The sequence below is a fragment of the Chimaeribacter sp. YP20170169 genome, from assembly GCF_056739715.1.
In genome coordinates, this window is sequence record NZ_CP176825.1 from 52,423 (window position 1) to 67,259 (window position 14,837).

Below are 14,837 nucleotides of genomic sequence, written 5' to 3' on the forward strand. Positions count from 1 at the left end.
AGATGCCCCATTTCATTGCTGAATGTACCGAGAATATCCGTGAAGAGGCGCGCCTGCCAGCGCTGTTCGCGCAGGTCAACGCGCGACTGGCGGAGAGCGGCCTGTTCCCGCTGGGCGGTATCCGTAGCCGCGCCCACTGGCTGGAGACCTGGCAGATGGCCGACGGCCAGCACGACTATGCCTTCGTGCATATGACGCTGAAGATTGGCCACGGCCGCTCGCAGGAGGAGCTGCAACCGGTGATGGCGGCGCTGTTTGACTGCATCACCGAGCACTTCGCCGGGCTGATGGCGTCGCGCTATCTGGCGCTGTCGCTGGCGGTGGAGGAGCTGCACCCGCTGCTCAACTTCAAACAGAACAACGTGCACGCGCTATTCCGCTGAACGCCATTTCGCTAAAGGAGTAATACCATGCTGGACCCCCAGACCATTGGCCGCCTCGCCCGCGAGCTGCATCAGGCTGAAGAGAGCCGCGAGCAGATCCGCCAGCTGTCGCTGCGCCACCCGGAGATCACGCTGGAGGATGCCTACGCCATCCAGCGGGCGTGGGTGGCGGAGAAGATCGCCGGCGGGCGGGTGCTGAAAGGCCACAAGATTGGCCTCACCTCCAAGGCGATGCAGGCCAGTTCACAAATCAGCGAACCCGACTACGGCGCGCTGCTGGATGACATGTTTTTCGACGACGGCAGCGACATTCCCACTGAGCGCTTCATTGTGCCGCGCGTCGAGGTGGAGCTGGCGTTTGTGCTGGCGAAACCGCTGCGCGGCCCCCACTGCACGCTGTTTGATGTCTACAACGCCACCGACTACGTGATCCCGGCGCTGGAGATCATTGACGCCCGCTGCCACGGCATCGACCCGCAGAGCCAACGGCCACGCAAGGTGTTCGACACCATCTCCGACAACGCCGCCAACGCTGGCGTGGTGCTGGGCGGGCGGCCGATTAAGCCGGATGCCCTCGACCTGCGCTGGATCTCGGCGCTGATGTATCGCAACGGCGTGATTGAGGAGTCGGGCGTGGCGGCGGCGGTGCTGAACCACCCGGCCAACGGTGTTGCCTGGCTGGCGAACAAACTGGCGGCCCACGACGTGCAGCTGGAGGCTGGGCAGGTGATTCTCGGCGGCTCCTTCACCCGCCCGGTGGCGGCGCGTCAGGGCGACACCTTCCACGTTGACTACGGCGCAATGGGCGCCATCAGTTGCCGGTTCATTTAAGGAGACCCTATGTTCATCAACACCTTTAAACAGGCGCTGCAACAGCGGCAGCCGCAGATTGGCCTCTGGCTGGGGCTGGCGAACGGCTACAGCGCCGAACTGCTGGCGGGCGCGGGCTTCCAGTGGCTGCTGATTGATGGCGAGCACGCGCCTAATGATGTGCGCTCGGTGCTCGGCCAGTTGCAGGCAATCGCCCCCTACGCCAGCCACCCGGTGGTACGGCCGCCGTGGAATGATGGCGTGATGATCAAGCAACTGCTGGATGTCGGCGCGCAGACCCTGCTGATCCCAATGGTGCAGACGGCGGAAGAGGCGGAGCGGGCGGTGAAGGCCTGCCGCTACCCGCCAAATGGCACCCGCGGCGTCGGCAGCGCGCTGGCCCGCGCCTCGCGCTGGAACCGGGTGGCCGACTACCTGCTGCGCGCTGATGAGCAGATCTGCGTGCTGGTGCAGATAGAGACCCGGCTGGGCCTCGACAATTTGGACGCGATTCTGGCGGTGGAGGGGGTGGACGGCGTCTTTATCGGCCCGGCTGACCTCAGCGCCGACATGGGCTTCGCGGGCAACCCGACCCACCCCACGGTGCAGGCGGCGATTGAGCACTGCATCAGCCAGATTTTGGCGGCGGGCAAGGCACCCGGCATCCTGATGGCGAATGAAGCGCTGGCGCAGCGCTACCTGGCGTTGGGGGCGCTGTTTGTGGCGGTGGGCGTCGATACCACCCTGCTGGCGCGGGCGGCCGAGGCATTGGCGGCGCGTTTCACCACCCTGCCGACACCTGCCATCCACGCAGACAAATCGGTCTATTAAGATCGGGGGAGAAGACCATGACAGCGGCAACGCCACACCATGAGAACAAGTTGTCCGGAATTGAGCAGCAGGTGATCAAAAAGCTTTTTAGGCGGTTGATCACTTTCCTGTTCGTCCTGTTTGTTTTCTCCTTCCTCGATCGCATCAATATCGGTTTCGCGGGCCTGACAATGGGCAAGGATCTGGGGCTGACCTCTACCATGTTTGGGCTGGCGGCAACGCTGTTCTACGTCACCTATGTGATCTGCGGCATCCCCAGCAACATCATGTTGGGGATTGTTGGCGCGCGGCGCTGGATCGCCAGCATCATGGTGCTGTGGGGCATCGCCTCCACCTGTACCCTGTTCGCCACCAGCCCGCAGACCCTCTATGCGCTGCGGATGCTGGTGGGCATCGCCGAGGCCGGTTTCCTGCCCGGCGTGCTGCTCTACCTCACCTGGTGGTTCCCGGCCCACTACCGCGCCCGCGCCAACGCGCTGTTCATGATCGCCATGCCGGTCACCATGATGGTCGGCTCGCTGCTCTCCGGCTACATTTTGGCGATGGATGGCCTGCTGAACCTGAAGGGGTGGCAGTGGCTGTTCCTGCTGGAGGGGCTGCCCTCGGTGCTCCTCGGCGTAATGACCTGGTTCTTCCTCGATGACAAACCGGCGCAGGCGCGCTGGCTGTCAGCAGAGGAGAAGGGGGCGTTGCAGAGAATGCTTGAGCGCGAGCGCGCCGCCGCGCCGCCAGCGGCCACCACGCGCCCGCTGTGGCGGCAGGTGCTGACGCCGGTGGTGCTGCTCTACACGCTGGCCTACTTCTGCCTGACCAACACCCTGAGCGCCATCAACATCTGGACGCCACAGATCCTCAAAAGCTTCAACGCCGGTAGCAGCGACATCATGATTGGCTTGCTGGCCGCCATCCCGCAGTTCTGCACCATTTTGGCGATGGTGTGGTGGAGCCGCCGCTCTGACCGCTTGCGGGAGCGCAAGCAGCACACGCTGTTGCCCTACCTGTTTGCCGCCGCCGGCTGGCTGCTGGCCTCCGCCACCGCCCACCCGCTGGTGCAACTGCTGGGGATTGTGATGGCTTCCGCCGGGGCGTTCACCGCGATGGCGATCTTTTGGACCACGCCCGATCAGGTGATCAGCTTTACCGCCCGTGCGGTGGCGCTGGCGGTAATCAACGCCATCGGCAACGTCGGTTCGGCGGTCAGCCCGCTGATGATCGGCATCCTGCGCGACGCCACCGGCAGCTTCAACGCGGGGCTGTGGTTTGTCGCGGGGTTGCTGGTACTGGGCGCGCTGGTGCTGACGCGCATCCCGATGGCGGGCGAGGGGCGAACGGCGACGCCAGCCAGCGCCCTCCAGCAGAAAAGCCAGTAGGGGGCGCGCATGGATCAGGCGGCGACCTTCGAGAATATCGACATCAGCAAGGAGTATGACGCGCGTTACGCCAATGACGACGTGCACTATGAGACCTTTGCCCGGCTGGCGGCCTTTTTTGGCCGCGACATGCGCCCACACTGGCATGACCGCTACTTCCAGCTCCACTACCTCGCCACCGGCAAGGTGACACTGCATCTGGATGACCACTACTACTCGGTGCAGGCACCGCTGTTCATCCTGACGCCGCCGTCGGTGCCACACGCCTTCATCACCGGGCCGGAGAGCGACGGCCATGTGCTGACGGTGCGCCAGGAGCTGATCTGGCCGCTGATTGAAAAGCTGTGGCCGGGCAGTGGCGAGGCGGCGACCCTCGCCGGGCTGTGCCTGTCGCTTGAGTCGTCACCGCACACGCTGGCGGCGCTGGAGCACTACTGGCCGCTGGTGGCCGCCGAGTTCAGCCAACCCCATCCGGGGCGGGAGCTGGTGCTGGCGGCGCTGGCACAGGCCATTTTCACCCTGTTGCTGCGCGAGGCACCGCCAGATGACCACTCGGCCTGCGGCGTGCGCGGTGAGATGCGCATCTTCCAGCGCTTCAACCGGCTGGTGGATGAGCAGTTCGCCCAGCACTGGGCAGTGCCGGACTACGCCAACGCGCTCGGCATCAGCGAATCACGGCTGACCGGGCTGTGCCGCCGTTTCGCCAACCAGCCGCCCAAGCGCCTGATCTATGAGCGGCTGCTGCGCGAGGCGAAACGGCTGCTGCGCTACAGCCCGCAGAGCGTCCACCAGATCGCCTACGCGCTAGGCTACAAAGATCCGGCCTACTTCGCACGCTTCTTCCACCGCATGGCAGGCTGCCCGCCGAGCGCCTTCCGCAACCGATAAGTGCTCGCCGGGCGGGATGGGTTCTCCATCCCGCCCTTTTTTTCGGCCTTTGATCGCGATCGCAAATCCCCAAGCTTCCCCTGCGCGCAACGGAAAAGTACCGGCAATCGCCTGAAACGTCTCTTCCGGGGTGGGCCATCCGGCGCTTAAATCAATTAACAGAAAAGAAACACATAAATAACAAACACCCTATTCACCGCTGAAACCCGAGGTCACGCCATGAAACCTGAAGCCCACCGCGCCGCCACCAACCGCCCCTTCACCGGGGATGAGTACCTCAAGAGCCTGCAAGATGGCCGCGAGATCTACATCTATGGCGAGCGGGTCAAGGATGTCACCACCCATCCGGCCTTCCGCAACGCCGCTGGCTCGGTTGCCACCCTGTATGACGCGCTGCACGCGCCCGAGACCCATGACAGCCTCTGCTGGCAGACCGACACCGGCAACGGCGGCTACACCCACCGCACTTTCCGCTTTGCCCGCTCCGCCGAGGAGATCCGCTTGCAGCGCGACGCCATCGCTGACTGGTCACGCCTGACCTACGGCTGGATGGGGCGTACGCCGGACTACAAGGCCGCCTTCGGCTGCTCGCTGGGTGCCAACCCGGAGTTCTACGGCGAATACGCCGACAACGCCCGCCGCTGGTACACCCGCATCCAGGAAGCCGGGTTGTATTTCAACCACGCCATCGTCAACCCACCGATTGACCGCCACAAGCCGGCGGACGAGGTGAAGGATGTCTACATCCAGGTGGAGAAGGAGACGGACGCTGGCATCATTGTCAGCGGCGCGAAAGTGGTGGCGACCAACTCGGCGCTGACCCACTACAACTTCATTGGCTTTGGCTCGGCGCAGGTGATGGGCGACGATCCCAGCTTCGCGGTGATGTTCGTCGCGCCAATGGATGCCGATGGTGTGAAGCTTATCTCACGCGGCTCCTATGAACTGACCGCGGGCGCGACCGGCTCGCCGTTCGACTACCCGCTCTCCAGCCGCTTTGATGAGAACGACGCGATTCTGGTGATGGACAAGGTGCTGATCCCGTGGGAGAACGTGCTGATCTACCGCGACTTCGACCGCTGCCGCCGCTGGAGCGTCGAGGCGGGCTTTGCGCGCCTCTACCCGATGCAGGCCTGCGTGCGGCTGGCGGTGAAGCTCGACTTCATCACCGCGCTGCTGCAAAAGAGCCTCGAGTGCACCGGCGTGATGGAGTTCCGCGGCGTGCAGGCGGCGCTGGGCGAGGTAGTGGCGTGGCGCAACCTCTTCTGGTCGCTGAGTGATGCGATGTGGGCGGAGGCGCAACCGTGGAAAAACGGTGCCTGGCTGCCAGACATGCAGGCGATGCAGACCTACCGCGTGATGGCCCCGATGGCCTACAGCAAGATCAAAAACATCATTGAGAGCAACGTCACCAGCGGCCTGATCTACCTGCCCTCCAGCGTGCGCGATCTCAACAATCCGGAGATTGACCGTTATCTGGCGCAGTATGTGCGCGGCTCCAACGGCATGGGCCACGAGGAGCGCATCAAGATTTTGAAACTGATGTGGGACGCCATCGGCACCGAGTTCGGTGGCCGCCATGAACTGTATGAGATCAACTACGCCGGCAGCCAGGATGAGGTGCGTCTCCAGTGCCTGCGCCACGCCCAAGGCTCCGGCAACATGAAGGGCATGATGGAGATGGTGGAGCGCTGTCTGGCGGACTATGACCGCGACGGCTGGAAAGTGCCGCACCTGCACAATGGCAATGACATCAACCAGCTCGACCGTTTACTGAAATAAGGGGGTTTTATGTCTCTCGACGAACAACAACGCCGTTTCCGTGACGCGATGGCCAGCCTGCCCGCCGCCGTCAACATCGTCACCACCCAAGGCACCGCCGGGCGCTGCGGCATCACCGCCACTGCGGTCTGTTCGGTCACCGACTCGCCGCCCACCGTGCTGATCTGCGTCAACCGCAAGAGCGCCATGAACCCGGTGTTTGAGCAGAATGGCCGGATGTGCATCAACGTGCTCAACCATGAGCAGGAGGAGATGGCGCGCCACTTCGCTGGCATGACCGAACTGCCGATGGAGCAGCGCTTCACGCTGGAGGGGTGGCACGAGGGCGCGACCGGCCAGCCGGTGCTCGACCGCGCGCTGGCCAGCCTCGAGGGTGAGATCCAGCAGATCCAGCTTATCGGCACCCATCAGGTCTACCTGGTGGCGATCCAGCACATCACACTGGCGGAGGAGGGCAATGGGCTGATCTACTTCAAGCGCCGCTTCCACGCCACACCGCACCCGGCGGCGCTGCCCGTCTGACCCTTCACCCTGCGAACAAACCGGCCCCGGCCGGTTTTTTTTGTGCCCGCCGCCTGTGCGTTGCCTCACGCTTCCGTGCCTCCTCCCTCTTATGGACGATACTTCGCGCCCGACGCGCATGGTGTATTGGGCCTTCGACCAGATAAGACAGGGCAACCCATGCATAACCAACTGGATGCGCTGAACTACTACAGCGCCACGAAAAAATACTCGTTGAGCTTCCCCGCGCTGCAACAGGACATTGAGGCGGACGTGGTGATCATTGGCGGCGGCTTCTCCGGCATCAACACCGCGCTGGAGTTGGCGGAGCAGGGCATCACCAACGTGGTGGTGCTGGAGGCGCGCCACCTCGGCTATGGCGGCACCGGCCGCAACGGCGGGCAGGTGATGGCGGGCATCGGCCATGACATCGAGGCGGTGAAAAAGCATGTCGGCCCGGACGGCATGGCCGCGCTGTTCGCCATCGCCAACATGGGCGCGGGCATCATCCGTGACCGCATCCGCAAATACCAGATCGACGCCGATTTCGTGCCCGGTTATGGCTACCTGGCCTACAACGCGCGTCAGGAGCGGACGTTGCGCCAGTGGGAGCGGGAGTTCCGGGCGGCAGACCCGGAGCAGGAGATCGCGCTCTACACCGGGCGCGACGTGCAGCAGGTGGTGGGTTCGACGGTCTACCGCGCCGCGCTGAAACACATGGGCGGCGGCCAGATCCACTCCCTCAACATGCTGCTCGGTTCCGCGAGCGCGGCCGCCTCCCTCGGCGTGCGGATCTTTGAGTCCTCCCCGGCGGTTGAGGTGCAGTACGGCAAGCAGGTGCGGGTGCGCACGGCGACCGGCAGCGTACGCGCCGCAAAGCTGCTGTGGGCCTGCGACAGCTTCCTCAACAAGCTGGAGCCAGAAATTCACGCCAAAACGCTGGTGACCTACTCCTACCAGATCGCCACCGAGCCGCTGCCTGATGCGCTGGTGGAGCGCATCAGCCCGCTGCGGGGGGCGTTCAGCGACATCCGCCCGGTGATCAACTACTACCGCCTGACGCGTGAAAACCGGCTGCTGTTTGGTAGCGCCACGCGCTTTGTCGAGTACACGCCGCGCGACTTTGCCGCCTGGAACCGCACGCTGATGTTGCAGGTCTTCCCCTATCTGCGCGACGTGCGCATTGATTTCGCCTGGGGCGGGCCGATGGCGTGTAGTGCCAACCTCTTCCCGCAGATTGGCACCCTCAAGGCGCACAACAACGTCTTCTATGTGCAGGGCTACTCCGGCTTCGGCGTGACGCCGTCACATATCGTTTGCAAGATTCTGGCGGAGGGGATAAATGGCGGCTCTGACCGTTACCAACTGATGAGCCGCATTCCCCACGCCACCGTCCACGGCCGCGACAGCCTGCGCTTGCTGCTGGTGACCGCCGGCAAATTGATGCACCAAACCAGCGGCTTTTGGAAAGGCCGCAATTAACTGACCGGAGAAGAGCATGACACCGTTGAAACTGAACCAACCGATCCCTGAACTCCAGCCGATTGGCAGCATCCGCCTGTTGGGGGCCACCCCCACCGAGGGCGACCCACAGGCTGCCGGGGCGATGATCTTTGGCGAGCCGGGCGATGACCTGACCTGCGGGCTGTTCTCCGCCACCCGTGGCGGCTTCCGCATGACCTACCCCTTCACCGAGCACGCCACGCTGCTGGAGGGTGAAATCGAACTGACCAACGAGGCGACCGGCGAAACCACCCGCTACCGGTCGGGCGACAGCTGGTTTGTCGAGCAGGGCACCGCCGTGCGCTGGCAGGTGCTGAGCGAGCGCTTTGTAAAACACTATCTGGCGAACGTGACGTTGCGCTAAACCCGGACGGACGGCCCTGCGCCGTCCGTTTTTTTCTGACACCCGGTGGAGGTGGGCATGTATAACCAAAAATTGAGGGCGCACCTGGATCGCGGCGTGATTGGCTTCCCCGGCACTATGGCCAGCTCCGTCGGGATGCTGATGGCCAGCCCGACCCTGCTGACCGCCACCAGCGGCTTTGGCATGGGGGGCGACAGCTTCGCGCTGGCGGTGCTGCTGGCCTTCATCATGATGCAGGCGCAGATCACCACCTTTGCCGAGGCGGCGGCGCTGATCCCCACCACCGGCTCGGTGTATGACTACATCTCCTGTGGGATGGGGCGCTTTTTCGCCATCGTCGGCGCGCTCTGCGCCTATCTGGTGGTGCATATCTATGCGGCGACCGCCGAGACCATTCTGGCTGGCGTGATGGCGCTCGCCAATTTTGAGTCCCTGCTGCCGACGCTGGCGACGCATCAGGACACCTGGCTGTTGGGCGTGGCGATGGTGCTGCTGTTTGCCTGCCTGAACGCGCTGGGCATTGAGGTGTTCAGCAAGGTGGAGGTGGTGCTGACCTTCGGCATGGGCTTTACCCTGCTGGTGTTCGGCATCGGCGGGCTGCTCACTGCCCCGGCGGTCACTCAGCCGGGCTGGTTTGGCGCGGCTCTCAATCTGGGGGATATCGGCGGCTTTGTCAGCTATATCGGCATGGCGATGTTTCTGTTCGTCGGCTGTGAGCTGGTGACGCCGATGGCCCCGGAGATCAAGCGCGCGCACCGCACCCTGCCGCAGGCGATGGGACTGGGGCTGCTCTGCGTCGCTGGCTGCCTGTTTTTGTACGGCGCGGCGATGAGCCGTCAGGTGGATAACGTGCTGGTAGACCCGGCCCACGGCCTGCGCCTGATGGACACGCCGCTGGCGCTGCCCACCTTCGCCTATCAGGTGATGGGCCATGCCGGCCAGTACTGGCTGGGCTTTGGGCTGATTCTGGCGGGGGCCGCCACCATCAATACGCTGATGGCCGCCGTGCCGCGCATTCTCTACAGCATGGCGCTGGATGGCGCGCTGCCGCGTGTGCTCACCTGGCTGCACCCGCGCTTCAAGACGCCGGTGGCGGCCATTGCGCTGGCGGCAGCCATCCCCTGCCTGCACGCGTGGTACTTGCAGGGCAATGTCGATCGCATCGTGCCGCTGATTCTGGCGGCGGTCTGTGCATGGGGCGTGGCCTATCTGCTGGTGACGCTCTCGGTGGTATTGCTGCGCATCAGGCGCCCGGATCTGCCGCGCGCCTACCGCTCGCCACTCTTCCCGCTGCCGCAGGTGATCTCCAGCGTCGGCATCATCATCGCCATCTGGCATATCACCCCGGCGGGCATGGATCGCAGCGCCATTCTGGTGCCCTTTGGTGTGATGCTGGCCATCGCCTCCCTCTACGCGCTGGGCTGGACGCTGCTGGTGCAGCGGGTCAATCCCTTCAAGCCGGTGGCGGTGGAGGAGGTGGTGACGCGGGCGATGGCACGCCACCCGCAGCTTCACGAGGAGGCACCCGATGCGCTCCGCTCGCTGGTCTGAACCGACGCTGCTGCGCGCCGTCAGCGCCGATCTGGCGAACTGGCAGCCGGAGGCGCGACAGGGGCGGCTATATCTGACGCTGGGGCCGGGGGTAGAGGTGCGGGTGGAGGCGCAGCGGCAGCGGCTGTTTATGGCGAACCTCTGGCGCTGCGAGTTCAGTTGCGCCGGGCCGCTGGCCGAACGCGCCGTGGGGCGCGTGCGCGCCCACCAGCCAGGCTGGTGGCGACGCCAGCCGGTGCGCTTTACTGGCCGTGGCGCGATGGCATCGGCGCTGGCCTGCCACCTCAACCACTTCCCCAACTTGCGGCAGACGCTGGCGGAGCTGGACTACCGCCAGTTTGATCTACGGATGGAAGGGGGAGAGTGGCGCTGCGTGATTGAGCCGTGGGCGGCGAGCGAGGTGGCCTGCCGCCTGCCGCCGCTGCGCCGCTACCTGCGCCTGACGCCCCACCAGCGAATGCTGTTGCTAAGCGTGCTGAAGATGGTCGCCGAGGCGATGGCTCGCTTTCAGCGCTAGCCGATGTACTGGCTGAAACGCAGCAGGTAACCATCCGGGTCTTGCACCAGAAACTCACGTTGGCGGGCGCTGTCGCTGCCGGTGGCGTAGTGGTTGTCGGTCAGCGGGCGGTAGAGCGCGATACCGTGCTGCGCCAGCCGCGCCACCAGTGGCATCACATCCTCCACTTCAATCTGGAAATTGACGCCGCGCCCGTAGGGGTGTTCCAACTGGCCGGTACGCCAGCCGGTGTCGTGGGCGGCCTCCAGCATCAATTGCGCCTCCCCGAGGCTGAGGTAGGCGAAATCCGGCGCACTGCGGCGGATCATCACGCTAAAGCCGAGGACATCGACATAGAAGGTGAGCGAGGCGTTGAAGTCCGATACGGTAAGTTCAGGAACCATCCGGTTCCAGTAGAGGTCGTTTCCCTGTGGTATAGTCCATCCTGGTTTGCGTGTTCGCCGCTCTCCGGGGGCGAAAAATGAAATCGTCCCCCTGTTATAGCCTGAACCGGCAAGCGATGTGCGTGAATTATTCTCACGCTAACCAATAGGTTGTCCTGAGGTTTAGGAAGCGAGCTTCATCAGCACCAGCCCGGCGACGATCAGCACCGCCGCGGTGATGCGCATCAGGCTGGCTGGCTCGCCCAGCACCAGCAGGCCGAGCAAAAAGGCACCGACCGCGCCAATGCCGGTCCAGATGGTGTAAGCGGTGCCGAGTGGCAGGGTACGCATTGAGAAAGAGAGCAGGGCGAAGCTGACCACCATCGCAACCAGCGTGATCACGGTCGGCCAGGGTTTGGTGAAGCCCTGCGACAGCTTCATCGCATACGACCACACCACCTCAAACAACCCCGCCACCACCAACAGAATCCAGGCCATGCTGGCTCCTTTACGTTAAGAGCCGGGCCGTCCCGGACGTGAGAAACAGACGCCGGGGTCGTCCCCGGCGCGGAAAGGGCGGCTACGATAGCTGCCCCAAGCAGAGATGTCACGCCGCCAACGCGTTAAGCCAGTGCATAAGAGACGGTCAGCGCGCCCTTTTTCAGCTTCACGGCGGTGATCAGCACGTTGCCCACCTCATCCGTGGCGCGCACATGGGTGCCGCCGCAGGCGTAGGCTGGCAGGTCGCCCCAGGTCACCCAGCGTGACTCGCCCTCAAGATACTGGTTGCGCGCCAGCGCGGCGGTCACCAGCTGATTTACCTGATCGCTCAACAAGGCGGCGGCCGGAGCCTCGTCTGACCCGGCAGCCTCAAACACCACGCGCGCCTCGCCGGGGCGGTGGTTGGCCTTGACCGCGCGCCAACCGAGCCGCTCGCCCACCGTACCAATCAAATGCCCGGCAGAGTGCAGCCGGGTGTTGAGCCGGCGGTTGTCGGCATCCACCTCCAACGGCACCTCTCCCGCCGCCAGCGGGTTGTCGGTCACGTGGATAATGCCGGTCTCATCCTGCATCACCTTCAGCACGCGCGCGCCGCCAAGGCGGCCGATGTCCGAGGGTTGGCCGCCGCCGTGCGGGTGGAACAGCGTCCCCGCCAGCCGTACGTGCCAGGTGCCCTCGTCGCCCGGCTCACAGGCCAGCACTTCGGCGTCCATCGTAAGCTCATCACTGAAGAAGTAGTGTTTGGTGGTCATGGTGTCCCTGCCTTTGTCTGTGGAAAAGCGATCGGTTTTATCAGATTTTTAACATCATGTTGATCATTAGGCCACAACAACGGCTGCCCGTCACTCGCCCAACAGCGGCCAGGTGATGGGGGCGACCTGCTCCAGCGCCGGGCGGGCGAACAGGTAACCCTGAAAGGTGTGGATGCCCGCCGCCGCCAGCCAGCGCCACTCCTCGACCTCCTCCACGCCTTCGGCCACCACCGCAATCTCCAGCGCAGAGCAGCACGCCAGAATGGCGCGCACAATCGCCTGCCGCGCGCCGCTGCGGTGCACGCCGCTGATGATCGCGTGGTCAATCTTGATCTTGTCCGGCTGGAAGCGGGCGAGCAGCGACAGCCCGGCATAGCCCGCGCCAAAATCATCCATCGCCAGACTGAATCCGGCGGCGCGCAGTTGCCGGATAGCGGCCTCGAAGGCGTCAAAGTGGGTGATGAACTCGCTCTCGGTGATCTCGACAATCACCTGGCTCGGCACCAGCCCGCTCTGCGTCACCGCGCGCACCAGTGCTGGCACCGCGTCGGGCACCTTTACCAGCGACATTGGTTGCAGGTTGACGGAGATCATGCTGTCGCCAATGCCAATCTGCTGCGCCAGCTGAAAGGCGTAGACCTTGGCCTCCAGATCCGCGGCATACTGCGCCTCGTCTGAGAGGGAGGCGAAGTATGCCGCGGGCGAGCCGCCGTCCGGCGCGCGGATCAGTGCTTCCAGCGCGCTGACGTGCTGGTTAGTGGTGTCCACGATCGGTTGCAGGGCGAAGCGGCAGGGCTGGCCCGGTGCGGCCGCGCCGGGCTGGAAGGGCGCGGGCTGCGTCACCAGCCGCAGCGCCTCCCCCGCGTCATGGCCGGGAAGTGTCTGTTGCCAGCGGCCACTGGCAAAGGCGCGGATAAAGCGCACCACCCGATCCTCATCGCCAGCGCGCGGCTGGAGGGTACTGCGCGCCAGAATTTGCGGCAGCACCTCCTCTGGCGGGCAGCCGCGCATGTCAAACATCTCCATGCCCAGCTTGCCAAAGCGCCGCGCCGGGGCGTAGTCGCGCATCAGCTCAACAAGCTGCTGGTGCCGCTTATCGTCGCAAATCCGGGCATAGACGGCATTGACTGCGGCGTACGGCCCCTCAAGGATCTGGAAAAAGTGGTTGCCATCAAACAGCAGGATGCCAGTGACCTGCACCGGCTCATTGCGTTGCCGGGCGTGGTCGGCCAGCGCGGCCAGAAAGGGGGCGTCCGCCAATTGGCTGGGGCGGCTGCGGTAGATCAGCGTCGAAAGCATGAACGTATCCTGGGAAAAATCACCAAAAGGGCCATCACATGCAGGCTATCGCCATTCTTGTTAAGGAGGAGCGCATGTATCAGAGTGGATCGCTATTGTGGCGCAATTTGCCGCCTTCTGCACCCATCCTACGCGATTGGCGGTGAATCAGGGCCGCCATTGCCCTGATTCAGCCGCTTTGCTGCCCCTATTGGCAATTTTCGAACAAAAATAGGGCGTTACGGGCGCACCGGCAGCAAATATCGGTAGATGTAATAGGGCGCGCGTGTCTGGTCGCCACGGCCACCGGAGTGGGCGGCGAGGTACTCGAGCTGCGGCGCGGGGATGTAGAGGAAACCGTCATTGGCGATATAGAGCGCATCCGGTGAAATAAGCCGGTTATCCTGCAACAGGATCTCGCGGCGGCCATTGGGGTGCAGCACCTCAATGGCGCGCTCCTCGACGTTCGACAGGTAGATCCGGCCCTTCCGGTCCATTGCCGTGCCGCCGATGGAAGGGATATCCGCCACCTTCTCCATCCGCTGCTCCAGCGCGCGGCCATCCAGCACCTCATCCAGCAGCAGCGCCAGCGGCACGCGGTAGAGTGGCCCGGTCGGCGTCGCCACATAGAGCCACTGCCCATTGGGGCTGATCTCCAGCATGTCGCTCTGCACTGCGGGGAGTGTGCCTTTGCCATCACTCAGCACCCGGCCACCGAACCCTTTTTGCTGCGCCTGAGACGGCTTTTTCAACAGCGGCGAGCCGGAGAGCTTGCGCTTATATTTTCCGGTGTTGAGATCGTAAATAATAATCCCGCCGAGGCCGGAGTCCGTAATAAACACATAATTGCCGAAGAGGCGCAGATCATTCAACATGCCCCCCTCTGGCAATATGGACGCATCAAAACGAATAATCTTTTCTGGCTCGCCACTCTCCAGGTTAAAGGCAATCACTTTCGCCGCCCCTGGCCCCGGTTTGCCGCCCTCTGGCGCGCCCTGGTCAACCACCCACAGCCAGGGCTGGGAGAAGATATGCACCGCATTGACGTTGACCAGCGTATCAGTGCCGCTGTCACCAGGCCGCCACTGGTTCCAGTGGTTGCCGGGGAAGGGCACCAGCCCGGCCGCTGTCTGGCGCGCCACCGCCGGCGAGGTGTTGTGCTCTTTAAAGCGCGGAAAATTCAGGAAGATCTCCCCTTTTGGTGACACCGTCACGCCATTGGCCAGCCACGGCGAGGCCACCACCGCTTCCAGCGCGGGCGAGCGGGTCGGCTCCGCCAGACTGAAGGGTGCGCGCGCCAGACAGTAGGCCGCGAGGCTGCCGGTAATAAAATCTCGTCTTCTCATCTTTTTTTCCCTCTGAATTGGCGTGGCAATAACACCGCTATTTCCCGCGCTTGATTTAATTCCATCAAATAGTGGCCTTGTCTTTTCCGATAACCTGG

16 protein-coding genes are annotated in these 14,837 nt (G+C 64.0%); 11 read left to right on the forward strand and 5 right to left on the reverse strand.

From position 1 onward, the window contains the following. Positions 1-2 precede the first annotated feature (2 nt). The 11 genes from ACK3SD_RS18065 to ACK3SD_RS18115 all read left to right on the forward strand — a co-directional run bounded on the left by ACK3SD_RS18065 (position 3) and on the right by ACK3SD_RS18115 (position 10,500). A complete protein-coding gene (locus tag ACK3SD_RS18065; protein WP_481127754.1) occupies positions 3-383 on the forward strand; it encodes a 5-carboxymethyl-2-hydroxymuconate Delta-isomerase in 381 nt (126 codons plus the stop codon). Between the two features lie 27 nt (positions 384-410). Continuing rightward, positions 411-1,214, forward strand: coding sequence for a 2-oxo-hept-4-ene-1,7-dioate hydratase (gene hpaH / locus ACK3SD_RS18070; protein WP_481127755.1), 804 nt, complete (start codon positions 411-413; stop codon positions 1,212-1,214). A gap of 9 nt (positions 1,215-1,223) precedes the next feature. Continuing rightward, positions 1,224-2,024 (forward strand): 4-hydroxy-2-oxoheptanedioate aldolase, encoded by an 801-nt coding sequence (hpaI, locus tag ACK3SD_RS18075; protein ID WP_481127756.1) that lies wholly within the window; start codon positions 1,224-1,226, stop codon positions 2,022-2,024. A 17-nt stretch (positions 2,025-2,041) separates the two neighbouring features. Continuing rightward, on the forward strand, positions 2,042-3,394 hold the full coding sequence (hpaX, locus tag ACK3SD_RS18080; RefSeq protein ID WP_481127757.1) for a 4-hydroxyphenylacetate permease: 1,353 nt from the start codon (positions 2,042-2,044) through the stop codon (positions 3,392-3,394). Between the two features lie 9 nt (positions 3,395-3,403). Then, complete coding sequence (gene hpaA, locus ACK3SD_RS18085) at positions 3,404-4,282, forward strand: 4-hydroxyphenylacetate catabolism regulatory protein HpaA (protein WP_137765389.1); 879 nt, start codon at positions 3,404-3,406, stop codon at positions 4,280-4,282. Between the two features lie 219 nt (positions 4,283-4,501). Beyond that, positions 4,502-6,064 (forward strand): 4-hydroxyphenylacetate 3-monooxygenase, oxygenase component, encoded by a 1,563-nt coding sequence (hpaB, locus tag ACK3SD_RS18090; RefSeq protein ID WP_137765390.1) that lies wholly within the window; start codon positions 4,502-4,504, stop codon positions 6,062-6,064. A gap of 9 nt (positions 6,065-6,073) precedes the next feature. Further along, entirely contained in the window at positions 6,074-6,586 is a 513-nt protein-coding gene (gene hpaC, locus ACK3SD_RS18095; RefSeq protein WP_481127758.1) for a 4-hydroxyphenylacetate 3-monooxygenase, reductase component, read from the forward strand. Between the two features lie 159 nt (positions 6,587-6,745). Continuing rightward, on the forward strand, positions 6,746-8,047 hold the full coding sequence (locus ACK3SD_RS18100) for an NAD(P)/FAD-dependent oxidoreductase (RefSeq protein ID WP_481127759.1): 1,302 nt from the start codon (positions 6,746-6,748) through the stop codon (positions 8,045-8,047). 16 nt (positions 8,048-8,063) lie between these two features. Next, positions 8,064-8,432, forward strand: coding sequence for a cupin domain-containing protein (locus ACK3SD_RS18105; protein ID WP_481127760.1), 369 nt, complete (start codon positions 8,064-8,066; stop codon positions 8,430-8,432). A 57-nt stretch (positions 8,433-8,489) separates the two neighbouring features. Further along, positions 8,490-9,983 (forward strand): APC family permease, encoded by a 1,494-nt coding sequence (locus ACK3SD_RS18110; protein WP_481127761.1) that lies wholly within the window; start codon positions 8,490-8,492, stop codon positions 9,981-9,983. Then, a complete protein-coding gene (locus ACK3SD_RS18115) occupies positions 9,961-10,500 on the forward strand; it encodes a DUF3156 family protein (RefSeq protein WP_481127762.1) in 540 nt (179 codons plus the stop codon). The genes ACK3SD_RS18110 and ACK3SD_RS18115 overlap by 23 nt, the downstream gene beginning before the upstream one ends. On the opposite strand, the gene ACK3SD_RS18120 is transcribed toward ACK3SD_RS18115, so the two are convergent. The 5 genes from ACK3SD_RS18120 to ACK3SD_RS18140 all read right to left on the reverse strand — a co-directional run bounded on the left by ACK3SD_RS18120 (position 10,497) and on the right by ACK3SD_RS18140 (position 14,739). Continuing rightward, positions 10,497-10,883, reverse strand: a complete 387-nt coding sequence (locus ACK3SD_RS18120) for a bleomycin resistance protein (protein ID WP_481127763.1) — start codon at positions 10,881-10,883, stop codon at positions 10,497-10,499. The two genes, ACK3SD_RS18115 and ACK3SD_RS18120, sit on opposite strands and share 4 nt — an antisense overlap. Positions 10,884-11,045: 162 nt before the next feature. Beyond that, positions 11,046-11,360 carry a DMT family transporter gene (locus ACK3SD_RS18125; protein WP_137765397.1) on the reverse strand — a complete coding sequence of 105 codons (315 nt, stop codon included), beginning with the start codon at positions 11,358-11,360 and terminating at the stop codon, positions 11,046-11,048. 125 nt (positions 11,361-11,485) lie between these two features. Then, positions 11,486-12,115, reverse strand: coding sequence for an alanyl-tRNA editing protein (locus ACK3SD_RS18130; RefSeq protein WP_481127764.1), 630 nt, complete (start codon positions 12,113-12,115; stop codon positions 11,486-11,488). Positions 12,116-12,205: 90 nt separating this feature from the next. Further along, positions 12,206-13,414, reverse strand: coding sequence for a diguanylate phosphodiesterase (locus ACK3SD_RS18135; protein WP_481127765.1), 1,209 nt, complete (start codon positions 13,412-13,414; stop codon positions 12,206-12,208). 218 nt (positions 13,415-13,632) lie between these two features. Further along, the gene (locus tag ACK3SD_RS18140) at positions 13,633-14,739 is read right to left on the reverse strand and encodes an L-dopachrome tautomerase-related protein (RefSeq protein ID WP_481127766.1); all 1,107 of its coding nucleotides are present in this window, start codon (positions 14,737-14,739) and stop codon (positions 13,633-13,635) included. Between the last annotated feature and the right edge of the window lie 98 nt (positions 14,740-14,837).